18 protein-coding genes are annotated in these 18,821 nt (G+C 37.8%); 8 read left to right on the top strand and 10 right to left on the bottom strand.

The window, feature by feature from the left end; genetic code table 11:
• Positions 1 to 21 precede the first annotated feature (21 nt).
• Both CRO54_RS10390 and CRO54_RS10385 read right to left on the bottom strand, forming a co-directional pair.
• The gene (locus CRO54_RS10390) at positions 22 to 720 is read right to left on the bottom strand and encodes a LytR/AlgR family response regulator transcription factor (protein WP_205943969.1); all 699 of its coding nucleotides are present in this window, start codon (positions 718 to 720) and stop codon (positions 22 to 24) included.
• The gene (locus tag CRO54_RS10385) at positions 717 to 1,781 is read right to left on the bottom strand and encodes a sensor histidine kinase (protein WP_097131680.1); all 1,065 of its coding nucleotides are present in this window, start codon (positions 1,779 to 1,781) and stop codon (positions 717 to 719) included. Before CRO54_RS10385 ends, CRO54_RS10390 begins: the two co-directional genes overlap by 4 nt.
• 273 nt (positions 1,782 to 2,054) lie before the next feature.
• On the opposite strand from CRO54_RS10385, the gene CRO54_RS10380 reads away from it, so the two are divergent.
• Complete coding sequence (locus CRO54_RS10380) at positions 2,055 to 3,464, top strand: serine hydrolase domain-containing protein (RefSeq protein ID WP_097132334.1); 1,410 nt, start codon at positions 2,055 to 2,057, stop codon at positions 3,462 to 3,464.
• A gap of 132 nt (positions 3,465 to 3,596) precedes the next feature.
• Here the strand turns inward: CRO54_RS10380 and CRO54_RS21190 are convergent, their stop codons facing one another.
• On the bottom strand, positions 3,597 to 3,761 hold the full coding sequence (locus CRO54_RS21190; RefSeq protein WP_171047875.1) for a hypothetical protein: 165 nt from the start codon (positions 3,759 to 3,761) through the stop codon (positions 3,597 to 3,599).
• A 68-nt stretch (positions 3,762 to 3,829) separates the two neighbouring features.
• Here CRO54_RS21190 and CRO54_RS10370 point away from each other — a divergent pair, with 68 nt between their 5' ends.
• Complete coding sequence (locus CRO54_RS10370) at positions 3,830 to 4,138, top strand: hypothetical protein (RefSeq protein ID WP_097131676.1); 309 nt, start codon at positions 3,830 to 3,832, stop codon at positions 4,136 to 4,138.
• 269 nt (positions 4,139 to 4,407) lie between these two features.
• Complete coding sequence (locus tag CRO54_RS10365) at positions 4,408 to 4,827, top strand: hypothetical protein (RefSeq protein ID WP_097131674.1); 420 nt, start codon at positions 4,408 to 4,410, stop codon at positions 4,825 to 4,827.
• Between the two features lie 283 nt (positions 4,828 to 5,110).
• Here CRO54_RS10365 and CRO54_RS10360 read toward each other — a convergent pair whose 3' ends face one another.
• The gene (locus CRO54_RS10360) at positions 5,111 to 6,616 is read right to left on the bottom strand and encodes a coiled-coil domain-containing protein (protein ID WP_097131672.1); all 1,506 of its coding nucleotides are present in this window, start codon (positions 6,614 to 6,616) and stop codon (positions 5,111 to 5,113) included.
• Between the two features lie 613 nt (positions 6,617 to 7,229).
• Here CRO54_RS10360 and CRO54_RS10355 point away from each other — a divergent pair.
• The 4 genes from CRO54_RS10355 to CRO54_RS10340 all read left to right on the top strand — a co-directional run bounded on the left by CRO54_RS10355 (position 7,230) and on the right by CRO54_RS10340 (position 11,689).
• A complete protein-coding gene (locus tag CRO54_RS10355) occupies positions 7,230 to 8,696 on the top strand; it encodes a phage tail sheath family protein (RefSeq protein WP_205943968.1) in 1,467 nt (488 codons plus the stop codon).
• A 593-nt stretch (positions 8,697 to 9,289) separates the two neighbouring features.
• Entirely contained in the window at positions 9,290 to 10,246 is a 957-nt protein-coding gene (locus CRO54_RS10350; protein ID WP_097131668.1) for an HNH endonuclease, read from the top strand.
• A 34-nt stretch (positions 10,247 to 10,280) separates the two neighbouring features.
• Entirely contained in the window at positions 10,281 to 11,159 is an 879-nt protein-coding gene (locus tag CRO54_RS10345; RefSeq protein WP_097131666.1) for a HipA domain-containing protein, read from the top strand.
• A 137-nt stretch (positions 11,160 to 11,296) separates the two neighbouring features.
• Positions 11,297 to 11,689: a HipA N-terminal domain-containing protein gene (locus CRO54_RS10340; RefSeq protein WP_097131663.1), complete on the top strand. Its 393-nt coding sequence runs from the start codon at positions 11,297 to 11,299 to the stop codon at positions 11,687 to 11,689.
• 836 nt (positions 11,690 to 12,525) lie between these two features.
• Here CRO54_RS10340 and CRO54_RS10335 read toward each other — a convergent pair.
• Genes CRO54_RS10335 through CRO54_RS10315 form a run of 5 tightly spaced genes read right to left on the bottom strand, consistent with a single transcriptional unit; the run spans position 12,526 to position 16,714 of the window.
• Positions 12,526 to 13,548, bottom strand: a complete 1,023-nt coding sequence (locus tag CRO54_RS10335) for an RES family NAD+ phosphorylase (protein WP_097131661.1) — start codon at positions 13,546 to 13,548, stop codon at positions 12,526 to 12,528.
• On the bottom strand, positions 13,548 to 14,483 hold the full coding sequence (locus CRO54_RS10330) for a sce7725 family protein (protein WP_097131659.1): 936 nt from the start codon (positions 14,481 to 14,483) through the stop codon (positions 13,548 to 13,550). Before CRO54_RS10330 ends, CRO54_RS10335 begins: the two co-directional genes overlap by 1 nt.
• A 10-nt stretch (positions 14,484 to 14,493) precedes the next feature.
• Entirely contained in the window at positions 14,494 to 15,333 is an 840-nt protein-coding gene (locus tag CRO54_RS10325; protein WP_097131657.1) for a sce7726 family protein, read from the bottom strand.
• 58 nt (positions 15,334 to 15,391) lie between these two features.
• Positions 15,392 to 15,592 (bottom strand): hypothetical protein, encoded by a 201-nt coding sequence (locus CRO54_RS10320; RefSeq protein ID WP_097131655.1) that lies wholly within the window; start codon positions 15,590 to 15,592, stop codon positions 15,392 to 15,394.
• 21 nt (positions 15,593 to 15,613) lie between these two features.
• A complete protein-coding gene (locus CRO54_RS10315; RefSeq protein ID WP_097131653.1) occupies positions 15,614 to 16,714 on the bottom strand; it encodes a PIN domain-containing protein in 1,101 nt (366 codons plus the stop codon).
• A 448-nt stretch (positions 16,715 to 17,162) separates the two neighbouring features.
• Here CRO54_RS10315 and CRO54_RS10310 point away from each other — a divergent pair, with 448 nt between their 5' ends.
• Positions 17,163 to 17,933, top strand: coding sequence for a hypothetical protein (locus tag CRO54_RS10310; RefSeq protein WP_097131651.1), 771 nt, complete (start codon positions 17,163 to 17,165; stop codon positions 17,931 to 17,933).
• 162 nt (positions 17,934 to 18,095) lie between these two features.
• On the opposite strand, the gene CRO54_RS10305 is transcribed toward CRO54_RS10310, so the two are convergent.
• The gene (locus CRO54_RS10305) at positions 18,096 to 18,521 is read right to left on the bottom strand and encodes a hypothetical protein (RefSeq protein WP_144371966.1); all 426 of its coding nucleotides are present in this window, start codon (positions 18,519 to 18,521) and stop codon (positions 18,096 to 18,098) included.
• Positions 18,522 to 18,821 lie beyond the last annotated feature (300 nt).

Genomic DNA, 18,821 nt, shown 5'->3' with positions numbered 1-18,821 from the left:
GATTAATGGATTTGAATAATTCTATATTTTATTAATGGCCCTGAACTCAACAGATCTGCGCTCTGACAGTTCTACTTTTTGACCTGATTTCAATAGGATCGTTAATTTATTGCTGGATTGGTTAGTGATTTGCGCTATATAATTTAAGTTGACCAGTTGTGCTCTATTGCACCTAAAAAATTGCCTTTTATCGAGCTTATGCTGCAATTTATTGAGGGAGCTTTTAAACAAAACACTTTGATCATCAAAAAATAACTTGGCATAATTGTCCAACGATTCTACCAGATAGATTTTATCCCAGCTTACGAAATGATAACGATCCCTATCTTTCACAAATACACGATCCGCTGTTTGTTTTGTACTTAATTTGCTATGGATCCGTTCAATCGCCAAGGCCAAGCGTTCAGAACGAATTGGCTTGAGCAGGTAATCTAATGCATTCACCTCAAATGCTTTTACGGCATACTGATCAAAGGCAGTAGTGAAAATAACATCAGGCACCTGCTGCAGCGATTGCAGGAGCTCGAAACCAGAGCGTTCTGGCATTTGGATATCGAGAAAAAGCAATTCAGGTTGTTGTATATGGATCAACAGCTCCGCTTCGTCTGCATTAGCAGCTTCGCCCACCAGCTCCAATTCAGGAAATACCTCAAGCATGCGCTTTAGCTCAGCTCTCGAACTTCGTTCATCGTCGATAATCATGGTGCGAATCTTGTTCATAGCGGAAGTGTTAAAGTTGCCCATACTTTAGAATCTGCTGCGGTTAAACTAAAAGACGCCTCGTCTTTGTAGCTTAAGGAAATACGTTCGATAAGGTTTTTTAAGCCAAGTCCAGTAGAAGGATTGTCGTTGGAAATGCTGCCAGGGTTCGAGACCACAATCACCAAGCTACTGTGTTGCCTCCTCACTTGTACACTTACCGTTCCGCCGGCTTTGAATTTACTGATGCCATGCTTGACCGCGTTTTCAACTAAGGCCTGTATCGATAATCGTGGAATACTTAAAGTATGGAGCTCAGCCAGTTCCTTAGCAAGCTCAATATGATAGTCGAGCCGTTCCTCAAAGCGAAATTTTTCTATCTCCAAGTAATCGGCCACAAGGTTCAATTCGGCTTGAAGCGAAACCATGCTTTCCTCCCCATTGTAAAGTCCAGACCTGAGCAGGTCAGAAAGTAGATCAATTCCTCTTTTAGCCGCCACTGGATTTTCTGTAATGAGCGATTTGATTGTATTTAACGCATTAAACAGAAAGTGGGGGTTCAGCTGTGCCGATAAATGTTGGATGCGTGCATCTTTTTGAAGCAATTGTAGCTTGGCGTTCTCCTTGGCAATGTTAATTTCACGGATGGCATAATGATACAGGTGGTAGGCGAGGAGCCATATCGACATTAGCCTGATGCCCGCCATTAAAATATTCAGTCCGTTGCCCTCTACAAAAGTGTGAAAAGAATACCGATTGCCCGTTAATAAAAGCATTCTGAAAAGCCAGATTTTTCCCAACGTAGTTAGCGTATAGAGGGCGCCCATTACCGCGATCGCAAAAATCAGTCGCTTCAATAAGGCATTTAGCGCTAGCTTGTCCCAGCCATTAGCCAAAGCAAAATTACGGTACAGGTGTGTGATGGCGATATAAAGCAGCACATCGCTAACGAATTGTAGTAAACCCACTAGCCAGTTAAAACTTCCGCCAGTATAGCCCACGTAGCCCCAGTATAGAGCAGCGCAAGACCAACCAATAAGTTGGCATTTCCAGTAAAGCGAAATCTTTATCCCTGCAACCATGATTCAAAACAACAAAAACTTTTGCATATAAAATGATAAAATACAGGAGCGCAGATTTTTGGGGATTAGCGTAGTTGCCTTCCGTATTCCTATGCTAAAGTTTTGAAAGTGAAGGGTTTTTTCTATCTGTCGGTGTCCTCACCTGCCGTAATAGTCATGATTTATTACGCTTGGTTAAAACCTAAAGGCAATGCTTTAGGAATAAAAATTGGATTTGATGCAACAAATATCCTGATATGGAGACTTCATATTGTTAAACCTTATTTAGAAAGAATGAAAAAACTATTATTTATGCTTGTTTTGCTAGGGTTAGGTCATTACGCCGATGCCCAACAGACTGAGCAGGTTCGCCAATTGGACAGCATTTTTGCTTTCATGTATAATCAAAATCAGTTCAACGGCACCGTACTAATTGCTGATAAGGGAAAGGTAATCTATAAAAAAGGGTTCGGTTTAACTGATGAAACTACTGGCTCAAAGAACGGTACACAAACAATTTTTGAACTGGCCTCCTGCGCCAAACAATTTACCGCGGCGGCTATTGTACTATTAAAAAGAAAAGGAAAGTTAAACTACGAGGATAAGATTTCGAAGTTTTTGCCAGAGCTGGCATTTTGGGACAAAGTGAGTATCATAGATTTGGTGAGGCATACGAGTGGAATTCCCGAATACTTGATAGACATGCCCAAAAGTGTAAAAGGAAATCAGATAGCAGATAACCTGGATTTGATTGATTTTTACGCATCTAAAAAAGATACTTTAGCGTTTACGCCGGGAAGTAGACATCGTTATAACAATACAAATTACGCCTTATTGGCCACGATCATAGAGCGGGCTTCAGGAAAAACATATGCTGATTTCCTCACCGACAATATTTTTAAGCCGTTGAAGATGAAACATACTTTCGTTTACAACCGGAGGCAGGTCCCAAAAAAGATAAGCAACCATGCGATCGGTTATGTATGGGCTAAATCTTCCTTTAAAAAAGTAGTGCCCGAGGATGCTAGGTATGGCGATAGCTTATCATACAAGTTGGATGGCGTAGTGGGAAATGCTAAAGTAAATGCTACCGTAGAAGATATCTACAAATGGATCAGCTCACTAAAAACTAATACACTTTTCTCAGAACAGGAATTTGAATTGATGACCGCAGTTACCAAAACCAGCGAAGGCAAAAACATCCCCTATGGTTTCGGCTTGGACGTATCGAAAGGTAAGGATCATTTTTCTTTCGGTCATACCGGCAGTTGGGATGGTTACGCAACATTTATCTACCACAACATGGTAAAAGATAGAACAATAGTGGTGTTGGAGAATTTTAAATTTGGCACCTATCCATATAAAAACATTAATGAGATTTTAGAGGGCAGGCCAATTACCATTGAATACAAAAAAAAGGTCGATCTTCCAGAATCAGAGATCAAGAAATTCATTGGAAGCTATGTAAACGACAAAAATGAGCGACAACTCATCACTTATACAGATGGTCATTTGATCCATAACGCTGATCAGATAGCATGGGATATGCGTTTTTTTCCTGTTTCTGCAAACGAGTTTCAGGCTGTGAGGCAGGGCGGTACAGATGGTGTACTAAAGTTTACCACGCAGCAAGATGGTACGCTAAAGCTCGAGATGTTACAGTATGGGCAGTTAATGGGCTGGGGCACTCAACAACAAAAATAGTATAATTAGGGCTTTGATGTTAAGATTTACATTAAGTTGCATCGGCATGTTCCAATAGCATCCGTGGCTTTATAAAGCATTTATGCTATACTCGATCTACCAGCTATGAGATGGTGGTTTAAACGCTATAGTTTATCCTCTACTTTTTAAAGCCTGTGCCGATGCAGCCGAAATAATCAGCCATTCGTTAAAATCAAAGTGCAATTTTCTTGTTATGGTAATGACCACTAAGAAAGCCCAAGACAAACAAAAGGTATTGACTGATATGGTTGTAGCAATAGCTAATGCATATCGCATCAAAATATTTAAAACTCTCCATAAAACCATTTTCGTTTCAAACTGTTGCTTGTATAAACGAAATTAGCATGGAAAACGCATCAACAAATCATCCCAAAAAGGAGCAAGGAGCAGATATGGAAGCCCTTAATGAGTTCGATCAAAACCATTTTTATGAAAGCGATCACATTAGTGATGATATGCTGTCGGAGAAAGACCGTTCCTCCGAAGAACTTACCAGTCAGGAAATTTCGGGTACCGCATCTTTAGCAGATCGCATTGCGGAAGAACAGCAATCGCAAAAAAAGGAAATACATACGCCTAAAGAAAATACAGACCTACCTACAGCAGAGGATGGAAGGAAATTGATGGATGTGGGTAGGGCGCCAGATTCATAAGGCTGAACCTATGGTTGGTTTGATCATTGCTCCTATTTTCATATAACCTTAGGTGGTTGATTACAAGCAATTACTAGATAAAATTATACGTCCGCTCTTGCCCCACCTATCGAAATAAATATTAAACATTATTCATAGCCCTCGTACGGACGAAACACCTTTCGCCTCAGATTAGGCAATCCGTAACTCATCACCTTTAACTCATTTCCAACTCCCTAACTAAACATATTTCCTACTCGTTTGTTAAACTGATACCTAAAAGATAAACCATGACCCATACAACTCACAAAATTACCGGCGAACCTGCTGCTAGAGATGGCTTAGACAATACAGGCACACAAGGTAATGATTCCCTAAGTGACGATGCTTATAAAGGAGCCGTAATCATCACTGAGCCAAGCAGCAACGACCCGCATAAACAGACGCCAATTACCATTAGCTCGCCGCCACATAAAGGTGAAAAAATCATCTTGGATGTGTTGATTAACGAGAAATTAGCTCACGTAATTGTGATACAGAACGGATCCAGCTTTCATATCAACCTAGATGGTAAAGATAAAGGGCGGTTAGAGCTAGCTGAAGATGGTAAAATTAAACGTTTCCCGCAACCCAAAAGTGACAGTATAGACAATGATATTTATTTTGACCCTATTGAGGAAAAACTAAAGGCCTTAAATAAATTAGGATAAGTACGCATTTATTTGACGTTTCCTTAATGCTAGCCCTTGGTTAAAAACCGAAGGACTACGAATAATAACCCACCAACCATTCCCAAACCGTCATTGCGAACTGAAGCAAGGGATTTGAGAGGAGTGAAGCAATCTATCCAATTAGTTAGCCCCTGGTTAAAACCGAGGGGCTATGAATAATAATCTACCGGCCATTCCTAATCCGTTATCCTGCCAAGTGTCCCATTTTGACTAGCTTACCCAAATCTTGGGAGGTAGCCAGCATTTGAGCAAATAGAAGATGCTAAAATTTGTAGATGTAACCTAAAGATATTGCACTTGCACCTCTTAGTTTAGCAACTGTCGTGACCTCTGGTTTGCTACTGTAAGTAGTACCTGCGTTATAAACGTTACTTTTTCTATCAACATACCCACCTAAGCAAAGATAGTTTAGACTTAACATGTTTTTGTTTCCTAATGTGAATCCACCTCCAATAGCTACCCTAGGCTTTACTGTATTAGTTAAAGAAAGTGCGGGTCCTGTTACTACATTTACGGCAAAAATGTCGGTTAACCTCATTCCAAAATGGAGCATGGCGGACAAACCCAGTTCGCCTTTCTTATAGTCTTCTGCAACTATACTGTATTCATTTACTTCAGGCGCTATGGTTCTGCTGCTCACACTATAAGCATCTTCTCTAAAATTAGCATAGTAAAATGACATTCCAGCCCCTATAAAGAATTTTTTACGTTGCGGAAACTGGATTTCCGTACTATAGCTAGGCAATGCGTATTCTTCTTTAAGTGATGTCAGCTCAATACGTAATTTAGTTTGGTCGCCATTAAATTGTTGTGGCAACGAGGTATAAGTTGTTTTTATATTGTTCTCTTTATAAAGTAATTCTTTTAACCAATTGCCAGTAATATCGGGACTAATCGGTTCTAAAAGTTTTTCTTTATCCCCTATACCTTTAATATAGGCTGATTCTATTAGCTTAGTGGCTTCTAACAGTTTTTGTTGTTTTGCATCCTCCAAAATCTTTTTAAATCGATCTTGCGAAATAAAGCTGTTAAACTCCTCCTGTTGGGTATTTAACTGATTTCCTAACTGCTTTAATTCTTTACGTATGCTGTTGGTACTTGTTAACACCTTGCTAATGTTAGTGCTAATATTTAGGTTCTTGTAGGTTTCACTACTTTGATCTAATACCAAATAACTCAGTAATTTTTGCTGAACCTCCGATTGCAATTTGGCAATCTCATCCCTCAACTCGTTAATTTCCTTTTGTTTATTTAAAAGCTCCGCCTTCTCTTTCACAATTCTAGCTTCCAATAGTTTTTTAAGAATCTCCTCCTCAGTTTTAATCTTGTCGTAAAGTGCAGTAAAATCTTCGCTTTTCATCTTTTCTAGCATCAACTGGTTTGCATGATTTAAAAGCCCTTTTTGTTGAAGAAAAGCCTTCGCAGCGGTGTTGTCTGGAAGTGTTTCTGCTGCAGAAGTTATACCCGAGCCAATTTTCCCCAAGATGTCCGCTATGCCGCCTACGTTGAGAAGGTCAAAAGTTGGGAAACTGTTGACACTCGATACAATAGTGCTATCTTTTGCCTTAAAGCTTATTTTGTAAAGATTTAGGTTGATATTCTCGATTTTCAATACATAAAAATCACCTTTCTTAAGGGTTTCCAGTTTTTTAAGGTCGTCTTTGTTGAAGTTCGGAGAGTCTGGATTTAATTTTAGCGTAATTGTTTGCTGCGCTTTTATTTGTGAGCAAAATAAGAGTGCAACAAGCACCATTAACATTTTTTTCATGAGCGTAATTTGAATTTTTATGGTTTTATAGTGATGGATTTTAATGTAAACTTACTTGTTGTTACTATGCCAGTCAATACCTACATTTAGGTAAATCAACTACGTCTACGCATTCACTTTGCACTGGTAGTATGGCAACTGAAAAATGTTCGATTCCATACCTTAAATTTTCATTTTTTAACTTTCCATTAGCATTAGACAATAGCTTACGTCCAAAACATCTCTCGCCTAAAATATAGACAATCAAGTACCTGTCCCTACACTTCAGTAGAGTTAGTAAGAGTTTTTTTTATCGATTGGTTTCTTCACCTATTTAAATATTCATTACTCTGGATAAAACCGAAGGGCTATGAATAACAATCCACCAGCCATTTACAGTTCGTCATCAATTCCCAAACCGTCATTGCGAACGGAAGCGAGGGATTTGAGAGGAGTGAAGCAATCTATCCAGTGAGGCAATCTATTCACAGCCCCTTAATAACCCGCAACCCACATTTCCATAATCCCAATCTTTCCCTTAAATTAGCTTATGGGAGAAAAATTTTTCGCCCACATAAAACCAACCAATTAACTAGCTCTAAAAATCACCTCAAATTTCTTCATCATGTGCGCAATGAAAACACCGGGAGTGTATCTCGTTGAAAAAAATGCTTTTCCCAATTCAGTTGTAGAAGTAGCCACGGCAGTACCCGCTTTTATCGGATACACCGAAAAGGCCATCAACGGTAGCCACTCGCTTAGCGCCGTTCCATGGCGTGTCAGTTCCTTGGCAGAATATGTAAGCTATTTTGGAGAAGGTCCGAAATCACTTTTTCATATCGATACTACAGCGGTAAATGACAAGCCTGTTGCTGATTTAGCAACCGCATTTCAGCAAATCAAAATAAGCCTAACAGATAAATTCAGCTTTTATCGAAACTTGAAACTCTTCTTCGCCAACGGCGGCGGCCCTTGTTACATCGTATCCGTAGGTAGCTATCACGACGAACTGAACAAAGATACACTCATCAGCGGCATAGCCACACTTTTGAAAGAACAAGAGCCTACCATGGTAATTGTGCCAGAAGCGGTAAACCTTACCCAGCACGACTATTACGAGGTACAGAACGCAATAGCCAACCATTGCGGGCAAATGCACAGCCGAGTAGCCATTGTAGACGTATATGAGGGTTATAAAGATAGAAAAGATGCCAATGGCGATGTAGTCAGTAAGTTTAGGGAGCAAATGACCACGCCCCACCTCAGCTACGTGGCAGCCTATTATCCTTGGTTACATACTTCTATCGTTGCTGCCAACGAAGTTTCCTTTGCCAATATCACCCCAGCCGATATTGCTAATTTCAAAGCGATATTGAAAGCGTACTCGCCGCCTGCTTTGGTGAAAACGATTGACAGTATAGACCCCAAGCTGGCGGAAACCGAGCTGCAAAAGATACATCAGCTACTTTATCAAGAAATCCCACTTTATGCCATGGTGATGCAAGAAATGTTGCAACAGCTTAACTTATTGCCTACGGCAGCGGCCATGGCGGGTATCTATTGCCTTACGGATAATACTAAAGAAGTTTGGAAAGCTCCGGCAAATGTGGGCATGGCTAACATCATCAGCACGGCGGTAAACATTTCTCATCAGCAGCAGGAAGACCTCAATGTACCGCTTGAAGGCAAAGCTGTCAATGCCATCCGCTATTTTACAGGCGAGGGTATAAAAGTATGGGGCGCAAGAACCTTGGATGCCAATTCGTTAGACTGGAGGTACATCAATGTGCGCAGAACCATGATCATGTTAACAGAAAGTATTAAAAGCGCAACTAAAGCCTTTGTATTTGAGCCAAATGTAGCCAATACTTGGGTAACGGTACGCAGTATGCTCATCAATTTCCTTAATGGCATTTGGAAACGCGGCGGATTGGCAGGCGCCGTACCAGAAGATGCCTTTAGCGTACACATTGGTTTGGGCGAAACCATGAGCCCCGATGATATACTGGAAGGGATCATGCGTATTACGGTTTTGGTAGCCATCTCTAGACCTGCAGAATTCATAGAAATCACCTTTCAACAGCAAATGCAGAAAAGCTAAGCGTTAAAAATCAATATCCAGCAAGCAATAGTATGGACGAAACATTTTTCGCCCAATAAGCACCCTAAACATCAAATGAAAAGATACCTGCTATATTTTCTAGCCCTATCGCTAATCGGGTTTATTAAACAATTCGCCCTTGTTTAAAACCGAAGAACTGCATGATGAGCTTGCAAAGCGAGATCCCGACACTTCGGGAAATAACAACCAACCATTCCTAGTTCGTCATCCTCTGCACCCTGTCATCCAGAGCTTGTCGAAGGATCTATCTTGTTATGCCTGATATCAGCCCCTGGTTAAAACTAGAAGGCTATCAATAATATTCCACCAACCATTCCTAGTTCGTCATCCATTCCCAAACCGTCATTGCGAACTGAAGAATGGGGAATGTATATGGGAATGAAGCAATCTTTCCAATTAGTTAGCCCTTGGTTAAAACCGAAGGGCTATGAATAATACATGATGAAAGGATATTGAAACTCATAAAATTCACTATTTCCAAAGCATGATTTGAACTTTTTAAACTTCCTGCTATCTTTAGGCAATAACGTACGGGCGAAACATTTTTCGCCCCTTTTAAAAAAAACAACCAATTGCTCGCTCTCCAGAAATACGCCAAAGCTTTTTCACGCCTTAAACGAGGCGGAACCAAATACGGTGCAGCACCGCATAAACCTATTTTGCTATTAACCCTCATCGAACTCATCGAAAAAGGTATCGTAACCGATAACAGAGTATTTGTAGAAGCCCAATTGGTTGGCACCTTTAAAGAAAACTGGCTCTTGTTGGTAAGTACTGCCCACCAAGAAGACTTTACCCAGCCATTCTACTACCTACAAAATGAAAGGGTAGAAGGCCAAGGCTACTGGTTCTTACAGCCCATGCCAGGCTGCCAAATCAATGCACATATCAAATCCGTAAGTGTGTTGGCTAGCATTTGCCAATACGGCTACCTCGCAACAGATTTATGGCTCTTGCTCAACGATAGCATTAGCCGAACCTACCTCAAACAAGTACTGCTAGATACCTACTTTGTAGCCAACAAAAATAACCTGCTCGCCGCCAAACAGCACGGGCAAGGCTACCTTAACGACCAAACTTCCGATCTATTAGAAGAGCCTCTTGCCAAGCTGAAACACATCAGCAAATACACCGAAGAAGATGTTTTTGTACGCAATGGCCTGTTTAAACGCTTAGTACCCAAACTCTACCAACAGCAATGCTGCTTCACAGGCATGAGCCTCAGCAGTATGTACAAGCATAGCTTTATCGATGCCTGCCACATTGTGCCTTTTAGTCGTACTCAAAACGATAGCGTAACCAATGGAATTGCCCTTTGCCCAAATATGCATCGTGCTTTTGACCGTGGGCTGCTCAGTATCGATGATAACTATCGTATTCTAGTGTCCGAATATTTAACAGAAGATAAAACCCATCCTTATGCACTTAATGCATTAAAGGGAAAACAAATTATATTGCCTCAACAACAAAACCATTACCCAGCCCAAGAAGCTTTGGAATGGCATAGGAGTGAGGTGTTTAAAAATTAACTAAATTAGTATCCTCATATAAGTAATTTAATACATGAAGTCTGCCAAAAAATTAATTTCTTATAAGATCGAAAAGCGTAGTGGACTATCACCCTCAGTAAAACAATTTTATTTGGCAAAAAGTCATCAAGTTGTTGCGCTGAGTGAAACCGTTGGAGGTGATGCACCAAAAGATTTGATTAGATTGTATACTTATGGCGAAGGAAAAAAAAGCAATCCAAAAACCTGGAAAAAATATATTGCTAAAATAGGACACAAGTGGTATCCTAATGAAAGTATAACTGAACATTTTTTGACAGTTCTAGGGCAATGTTTTGGAATGAGTATAGCCAATAGTAAGTTAATCTTTGCCGAAGATTATATTAGATATTTGAGTGAGCACTTCCATACAGAAGAACAGGTATTAAGTCATGGAGCCAATATTCTCACTAGCTACCTAAATGAAGATAATACAGACTGGATTGACGAACTAGACCGAACAAAAAAACTTAAAGGGGAAATACATATAGATGATGTACTATTCGCAATCAACAAAGTATTTCCAGACAACTCGCATGCCATTATAGAGGGGTTTCTACACATGATCTTGTTTGATGCGTTAACGGGAAATAACGACAGGCATTATTATAATTGGGGTGTAATTTCACATGTAAAAAATGAACATCCACCTTATTTTTCACCAGTTTATGACACGGCCAGAGGCTTGCTTTGGAATAATTCTGACAAAAATGTATTACCTTTGCATAAAGAATTAACTCGCAATGATAAGATACAGCTACAAAAATACGTTGTAAAGTCGGTACCCAAAATTAGTATTCCTGATAATGCAGATTGTAATCACTTTGATCTAATTCATCACTTACATCTCAAATCATGTTTTAATAAAAAGCACATAAATACTTGGACGAATTAAGATCATCTTAAATTAATTTTAGATAAATTACACAAAGACTTTGGTTCTTTGTTTATAAAAGAAAGAAGAGATGTTATCCAATACATTTTGGAAACTCGGTTTAATAAAATAAGCGAAATTCTTTTGAAATAAGACTTATGTTAAAGAAAATTAAAAACTTATTATCCTCATCAAAAAAACAAGCTATTTCTCTTGAACATCAAGAAACTACGCATTTGTTTTCTTTGAAATATCATGAACTAGAAATGGGAACACTAAAGTTTTTAGGAGAAGAATGGGTATTTGAATATGCTGATTTATTTAAGAAGCAGCAGGTCATTTCTCCGTTAATAGATTTTCCAGAACCGAATAAAGTGTATAAGTCGAAAATCCTATGGCCATTTTTTTCTAATAGGATTCCTTCACTCAAGCAACCTAAAATAAAGTCCTATATAGATCAAAATCCTTCCGAAAAGCAGAATGTAGTAAAGTTGTTGGAATTGTTTGGCGAATATTCAGTTAACAATCCCTTCCGTCTGCAGTTAAAATAATTTCAATGTTAATCGCATATAGAAAGACCGAAATTACTCGGTCTTTTTTATTTAACAGAAAATAAAAACCATCCTTATGCGCTAAGCACATTAAAAGGGCGACAAATCATTTACCTCAACAAGTAAACCATTGCCCAGCACAGGAAGCATTGGCATGGCATAGGAGTGAGATGTTTAAGGGGTAGTATGACCTTGAGAAGTCGTCCCAATTATACATGCCGCTATCCGTTTATCAATTTCATCGCCAAGCATACAACGCTCTAGCATTTCAGAAAGGTGGTCTATATCAAGAATTATCTCTTTTTGGCTCGATTTCAGGTTGTTTAAATTTCTTATCGGCTGGCGTCCTCATCCGCCGAAATAATCATTATTCATTAGCCCCTAGTTAAAACCGAAGGAACCGAATGTTGAGCTTGCAAAGCGAGATCCCGACACTTCGGGAAATAACCCACCAACCATTCCTAGTTCGTCATGCCGGATTTAGTCCGGTATCTTAATGCGATAGTATGAACTTTCTTGAAATTAGCCCTTGGTTAAAACCGAAGGGCTATGAATAATGCATGATGAAAAGGATATTGAAAATCATAAAATTCATTATTTCCAATAAGCATGATTTGAACTTTTTAAACTTACTGCTATCTTTAGGCAATAACGTACGGGCGAAACATCTTTTGCCCTAAAAAACAATCTATTTAATATTAGAAAACTAATGCCGCTACCTTGTGGCAACAGGCAGTCCCGCTTTCCACTATAGCCCTCGTGCCTCGGGGCTGTCGTTGCAATCGGGTTTATTTAACAAAAGCCTGTTTCTAAAGCATAAACTTAAACCTTCTATTCTAAGCTTTTCTACTTTTTATAGTTACAGCACTAATTTGATGTTTTTCGACTGATCTACAGGTTAAAAGATTGTTGTCGAATATTACAATATTGTTGCCTGTAGTATGCAAAGAGCTCCTAAACTTAATTCCTTGTACTGCGGTGAATACCTTGATAAATTCACAGATGAATTGCGTAGGGATATAATCAAGTTCCGAATCATATCTGCGCATGGGCTTAGAAAGGTCAACGCTGATGCTCTTTTTAAGTAAGGTAGATTTGATCCGCTTATTTACTTCAGACGGATGGAATAAGGTAGGTATTTCAGTGAAATCAGAAATTTTAACTTCTGCGGTAACATTGTCTGCAACAGAAAATGTAGCAATAGTTACTTCATCTAAATAGGAGGCTCTAATTTCATAAAGTATCGTATCTGGATTATCACTTAAATATAAATAAGGAATGCCAATAGGGTTTGACCTCCCCGCAGTAGATATTGCTTTTGGAGGACAGTTCATTTCTTCAAGAGGAAATGAAGCTGTAGCAGGTTCTGTATGAATTCTCGCTCTAAAATAATGGTCTTCCTTTTTCAGATTAATCTTACTGTTGAAAAAACCATCCCAGCCAAGATCCTCCGTCAAATAGGCTATATCTGTCAAATAGCGTCGTTCCCATTTCAATTGTTCTTTCAGTTTTTGCCAGTAATTGATATTGGCAATAATTTCGTCGTTAAAGTCAACGGGGTCGTCAATACTTTGTATGGAGGTGTTAATTGACGGGATAACTGCGTTTAGAATTTTGCTAGCTATCGCATTACTTTTAAATAAGTCCCAATTGCCTTGTAGTTTCTGAATAATGGTTTCACCTTTATCACTTAGCTGGAAATTGGCAAACAACTCATTGAAAAAATCGTACAGTTCTGCTAAGGCAATGGTTTCTATATCGGTTGATTTGCAGCAGGCGCAAGTCCCTAATTTGGCTTGAGCAATAATGAAACCTCGCAGTTCTTCATCAAGAAAGCAATCTTTGCAAACAGTTTCCATTAGCGTAACAGATAAGCGTCAACTACAATCAGGTGGTTTTTGATAGAAATTTTCTTAACTGTGCCCAGCCCCGGATAACGACCTTCGGTGAGATACTTACGGATTTCTTCAATAGCAACATTGTTAATGCCTTTCTCATCACAGAAAGCGATGGCCTTCTCGGCAGCTTGGGCGAATTTACCCTGTACGTTAGCAATAGAATCGTTAGATTCTGAAGTGAAATGTCTGATCCAGATGGTATTGTCATCCTCCTCATTCTGGTAGGTAAGGTGTATAACGACTGCCCTTGGTGTACTACCACCCTCCACATATAACGAAGGAAGAGTCGTAAAATCCGAGAAGCCTTGATAGTTTTCCTCCCGATAATATAAGTGCTCTTCACTGAATTTGTGTCCGGGTATCTCTAAGAAGTCTGCATTTTTTGCCTGTTTCTCAAAAAGATCATCAAGTCGGATGTAATTCTTTCCCAAAGTTTTAATGTGACGGTCAAGACCACGGTATTTTCCCGGATCAAGCAACATAATCTCGGTAACCTCTGGCATGGCACAGCATGCCTTAAATCCAATGTCGTTAGAAAAACTGTCTAACCCTATAATCATACAATTCTCAAGACCATAATCAGCAATAGCTTCCTGAATGAAGTCTTCATTGTCGGTATAAATGAAAGCTGGATGAAATCTGCAATGATCTAATTGGCTGATGTAGTCAAGAAAGAAAGTGCTGTGAGCTGTTGTTTGTCCTACTTGGGGGTTAACAATCAAGAAACAGTTGAACTCATGGTGCTGAAAGATATCGTGAGCAATATTGAGGTTGCCAAACTCTTCCTTTACAGGTTCCAATACTGGGATAATGCTATCCTGTAGTGTACCGTCTGCAACAAGCTCCCTTATAGATATCAGCTCAAATTGTCTGGCTCTCAAAAAAGGGTAGTACATATTCGTTTATTTAGGTGATCTGCGTATTTAAATTGGCTACCAAAGCGTCGAGCTGTTTGGTACTTAGGTTTAAAGATAAGCAAATTTGATTAAATTCGATATGTGCTTTTTTTAGGAATTCTTGCTTAGACTTGCGTTGCTTCATAGCTTGTATAAATAAGCTATTTAATTCTGCCTCAGGGATTTGCGAGATCAATTCTTTGCATTGGTCAAATTGTGTAAAGGCATTCATTTCTGGCAGCGTCCCATAATATTCCAAAACTAGCTGTTTATATTCCTTCGTATGTAGAATTTCCATCAAAGCGTGGGCATCCACATTGTAATTGGTCGTAGCAAGTCTTTCCAGATGGAAAATTTTGTCATCATACACGATAATTCCTACCTCTTCGTCAATACCCTGATAGCGCTCTAATTGACTGAATGGAACAACAACATAAACTTCATTAAATACTTTCTGATAAACCTCTAATTGGCTATTCAACCTATATGCTGTATCCAGAATAGTTTTAATTTCAAATACCTTAGAAACACCATTAAACATGGCTAGGTCGGCTATGGCCTTGCCTAAACGTAACTCACTAAAAATAACAGACTCATTGGTGCCTAGTTCATTTTTAAGCCAATTGTTAAGAAACTGGTTCTTGTAGATATACTCGTTAGGGTAGTGTTTAGAAAGTACCTTGTAAGCATGCTTAAAGAACTTCAGGTAAGTGTGGCCCTTAAAGCGCCGGCTCGTTGCATATCTTTCCAATTTGGCATTGATAGAATGAAAATCATTCGCCAACAGTTTCATCATTTCACTTCTTGTAAAAAGAGTAGAATAATCTCTCAGTTGATGGTTTGAATACATTTATGCCTTTTATGCTTGAACTTCGGTCAAAAGTAATGATTATAATAACGAATAAATATTATTCATTGTTATAATTATTTGGATTAGTAATAATTCTCTGGCTTGTGATGTGCTGAGATATTCGCTCTGCAAGTATTGAAAAATATGGGGTATAAGTTTGCCTCGTTTTATTAATGCCATATTCTTGCCAAAGCGTTTGGTAAATATATTCGGCAATTTCCTTATACCCCTGCCAGTCTAGACTGTTAGTGTTCGGCATAATTTTTTATAAAAGAAATCTTTAGTCCCTATAATCTTCATCCGCCCAGTGTTTGATGAGTTCAAATCTTTCTTCATCATCCGCATAAAAAACTTCATCCGGAATACTTACTTCCCCTATTCCAAGTGATTCTTTTAATGTAGTTGGATGCGAGTCAAAATAATATTCTGTTTCTATGACAACTTTCTTAGTGATTGCCGCTTTATATTGGTTCACTCCGAAATATACCCATTCCTTAGTGTCGTCATCTTTATATGATGCCGTTTCATCAGCCGCCCAAAGTCTCAGCTCATAGGATATTAAAGTTTCAACTTCTATATTAGCAGTTTCTCCTGTATATGAAATGATGTTAAAATCCAATATATCAACTTTTACACTTGATATATCTAATTCTTCATCTGGGTTGATCCATGAATCATCAACACTGAAAGAACCATCGTTAATTTGTTCAATAATTTCTTCCACCAATAATTCAGATTTTCCTTCAATTGCTTCACGAAGCATAGTAGTAAATGTTTTATCGAAATCCGAAAGAATGAAATCAATCATCTTTCTAATTGATTCGAAATATCTAGTTTGAGGATAACCTTCCGCAAACTTTTTCCAATCTGGATCGTTGCTTACAATACATGTCTGATCAAGATGATCCTTGTATTCTTGTACAAAAGCATATAAAATAAAGGCGTCGGGAAACTCTTTGCGCTTTCCACCTTCTCCAAATGGAGGTTTAATTGCAAAGTAATTTATTAAGATTTGATTTATATCTACGTCTGATATATCCAAAGTTTCTATTTTGGCATTGTCAAAAAAAGTGTCTATCCGATCTAAACGCTCTTTCAATAAGTCATTTTTAAGTTTTTCTTTGTCATTCAGCAATGTGGTTATAGCTCCCAGATCTCCAAAAGAAAGTCTATTTATGTCTTTAGATACCTTATCTATCTTATTTATTGAAGTCGCAATACTCTCTTTCAGGTGAGCTTTCATTTCTTCATAAATAATAATACTACTTACGATAATGATTTTTTGCTCTTTACTAAGATTAATTAGTGAGTCAAATATGTCACCCTTAAAAGAAAGACGAAGTTCTTCGTAAGCGGAAGTATCTATGAGTACTGAAAACATATATAAATATTTAAAAATTTTCTAAAAAACTATTTTGTTAAATCTTTTAACTTCTTCTTTTCTAGGTGTTATGAATTTCTGTAAAACTTTTATCTGGTTTTTACTTTCCTATGTAAGATAGGAAATATTACACATTTTAACATAAATCCTAACTCGCAGTCCCAAATTTGGTTTACTCAAAAGTGGAACTAAAAATTGACATCATTTCGAAATACAACCAAAGGTATAATAGTACTATAATATCGTTTAACATTTAGTTGCTGTACTAACAAATTTGTAAATTTCAACGCCTTCTTCTATCTTGCATTTGCTAAATATCTATACTCTCGCTTTTACAATTAACTCATTGTAAAAATAAAAATCGCTCAAATATTCTTGCCCTTAGATGAGTAGACTGTAGAGTAGCTAAAATGAGATAAGGTAGCTGAAAATTTTAAAACAATTATCAATGAAAATTTTAAAACAACTTATAAAAGAATTTTATGTGCCATTTCTTGTTGCGATTGTTTGGACTGGAATTAATGCTCTTAAATTGACAAAGAAACCATCGAGTTGGACCGATTACGTTAATATTGGAATGCCTACATTTTTCTTTGCTAGTTGGATGACAGGACAGTTTTTTCGTGTTAAAAAACAGGAAAGTGTATCTTCTTCATTGAGTAACATCGAGGCTAGGGTTGAAGCTGTGTTGGGAGATATATCGAAGCAAGCAAACGATATGAAAATTATTTCTGACCGTCAGTTATACCAAGCTTTCGATGTTTGCCTTAGCAATCTTCGAGATGCGAGAGAAGAATTGGCCGACTTAACACGGCAATTTATAAAAACAAAAGCGTTTGATGTCGAAAAGTTTTCGTATAAACGTGACAATCCATTATACCGTTGTAAGGTTGCCTTAAATACATTGATTAGTTACGCTATGTACACACATAATTTCGAAATTAACGACGAGCTTAGAAGGCGCTATAATCGGACAGCAACCTTTACTGAAGAGGTTGCGGGTACGGTAACTAATTTTCTCAAGCAATTAAGTCGTTTCAGTCAAAAATGGCAGACCGATAAGAGCAGAGAGATTATAAAAGAGATACATAATAATCTAGAACAAGTAAAAAATAACATTGTTAAAGATACTATCTACGATACCAAGCTTTATAAGAATAATAATCTGAAACTAGTTCTAAATAGGCATTTGAATAGTCTTGATAAGCTAATGACATAGGCTATAATTTGTTAAAGGTAAATTATAAAAATGAGTTTTATAAATTTAGAAAATTTGGTGACGCTGAAGAAATTCAACAGTATCTATTAACTAAATTTTAGACTGGGAATATAAAGACGAATATCGCATAATAATGGAAAATAGCGCTAATGTAGCCATACCTTATAGCAAAAATAGTTTAAGAGAGGTTATTATTGGTATGAATATGAGTAATGAAAAGCAAACAAAACTTATTATAGGATTGACAAAATCTTCATTATAAAATTTTAAGAGTTGTCTGCGTAAAGCAGCTTCACTTTCGCTTGATATTCCGTAGAACACTAAAGAATATGCAATGTCAATTTTCGCAAGCTCGGCTAGGTTTATTTTTCTTTCAATTATATTTTCATTACTTCGCAAGTTCAATAGCTCATTTCGATTATATATATTGGCTTCTTCATTATCAAATTCGTCTAAGAAATTGTCAATGAATTCCAATGCGAAAATGATTTGATAGTATATTCTTTTGAAAACTATTCGTCCTTTTTCATTGGCAGTAGCTATGCCTAATTTGTTTAACTTGCTTTTATATGGAGCATGATATTCCATCTCTAAAGCATTTTCTCGATGCAGCTTTATAAGTTCTAGAAAACGACTCTCAATTTGCAACTTTTCTGAAGATTCTCTTGACTAGATAAACTTATATAAAGTAGTAGAAAACCGCTCAAAGAAAATAATGTTCCAGCAATCCCACCTATAAAGTCCCCTACTTTCCCCAACTCGCCATTGTCGCACCTTTATCTATGACCGCTGAAATGTCCTTAATATAAAATAACCAGCTGAAAGATAGTAATCCTAGGGTAACAAAAAAAAAGCGATTATTACTAGCCAATTATATTTGCCATTTTT

The organism is Pedobacter xixiisoli, assembly GCF_900215335.1.
In the GTDB taxonomy this organism is placed as follows: Bacteria; Bacteroidota; Bacteroidia; order Sphingobacteriales; family Sphingobacteriaceae; genus Pedobacter; species Pedobacter xixiisoli.
Note: the sequence above shows the minus strand (reverse complement) of the source record. Positions and strands in the feature narration are given on the sequence as shown.

Bases quoted from the DNA above. Each gene is read 5' to 3' on its own strand.
- CRO54_RS10390 (WP_205943969.1), bottom strand. From the start codon at position 720: ATGAACAAGATTCGCACCATGATTATCGACGATGAACGAAGTTCGAGA.
- CRO54_RS10355 (WP_205943968.1), top strand. From the start codon at position 7,230: ATGAAAACACCGGGAGTGTATCTCGTTGAAAAAAATGCTTTTCCCAAT.
- CRO54_RS21190 (WP_171047875.1), bottom strand. From the start codon at position 3,761: ATGCGATATGCATTAGCTATTGCTACAACCATATCAGTCAATACCTTT.
- CRO54_RS10305 (WP_144371966.1), bottom strand. From the start codon at position 18,521: ATGGAATATCATGCTCCATATAAAAGCAAGTTAAACAAATTAGGCATA.
- CRO54_RS10335 (WP_097131661.1), bottom strand. From the start codon at position 13,548: ATGGAAACTGTTTGCAAAGATTGCTTTCTTGATGAAGAACTGCGAGGT.
- CRO54_RS10365 (WP_097131674.1), top strand. From the start codon at position 4,408: ATGACCCATACAACTCACAAAATTACCGGCGAACCTGCTGCTAGAGAT.
- CRO54_RS10325 (WP_097131657.1), bottom strand. From the start codon at position 15,333: ATGTATTCAAACCATCAACTGAGAGATTATTCTACTCTTTTTACAAGA.
- CRO54_RS10340 (WP_097131663.1), top strand. From the start codon at position 11,297: ATGTTAAAGAAAATTAAAAACTTATTATCCTCATCAAAAAAACAAGCT.
- CRO54_RS10360 (WP_097131672.1), bottom strand. From the start codon at position 6,616: ATGAAAAAAATGTTAATGGTGCTTGTTGCACTCTTATTTTGCTCACAA.
- CRO54_RS10370 (WP_097131676.1), top strand. From the start codon at position 3,830: ATGGAAAACGCATCAACAAATCATCCCAAAAAGGAGCAAGGAGCAGAT.
- CRO54_RS10380 (WP_097132334.1), top strand. From the start codon at position 2,055: ATGAAAAAACTATTATTTATGCTTGTTTTGCTAGGGTTAGGTCATTAC.
- CRO54_RS10310 (WP_097131651.1), top strand. From the start codon at position 17,163: ATGAAAATTTTAAAACAACTTATAAAAGAATTTTATGTGCCATTTCTT.
- CRO54_RS10330 (WP_097131659.1), bottom strand. From the start codon at position 14,483: ATGTACTACCCTTTTTTGAGAGCCAGACAATTTGAGCTGATATCTATA.
- CRO54_RS10315 (WP_097131653.1), bottom strand. From the start codon at position 16,714: ATGTTTTCAGTACTCATAGATACTTCCGCTTACGAAGAACTTCGTCTT.
- CRO54_RS10320 (WP_097131655.1), bottom strand. From the start codon at position 15,592: ATGCCGAACACTAACAGTCTAGACTGGCAGGGGTATAAGGAAATTGCC.
- CRO54_RS10345 (WP_097131666.1), top strand. From the start codon at position 10,281: ATGAAGTCTGCCAAAAAATTAATTTCTTATAAGATCGAAAAGCGTAGT.
- CRO54_RS10385 (WP_097131680.1), bottom strand. From the start codon at position 1,781: ATGGTTGCAGGGATAAAGATTTCGCTTTACTGGAAATGCCAACTTATT.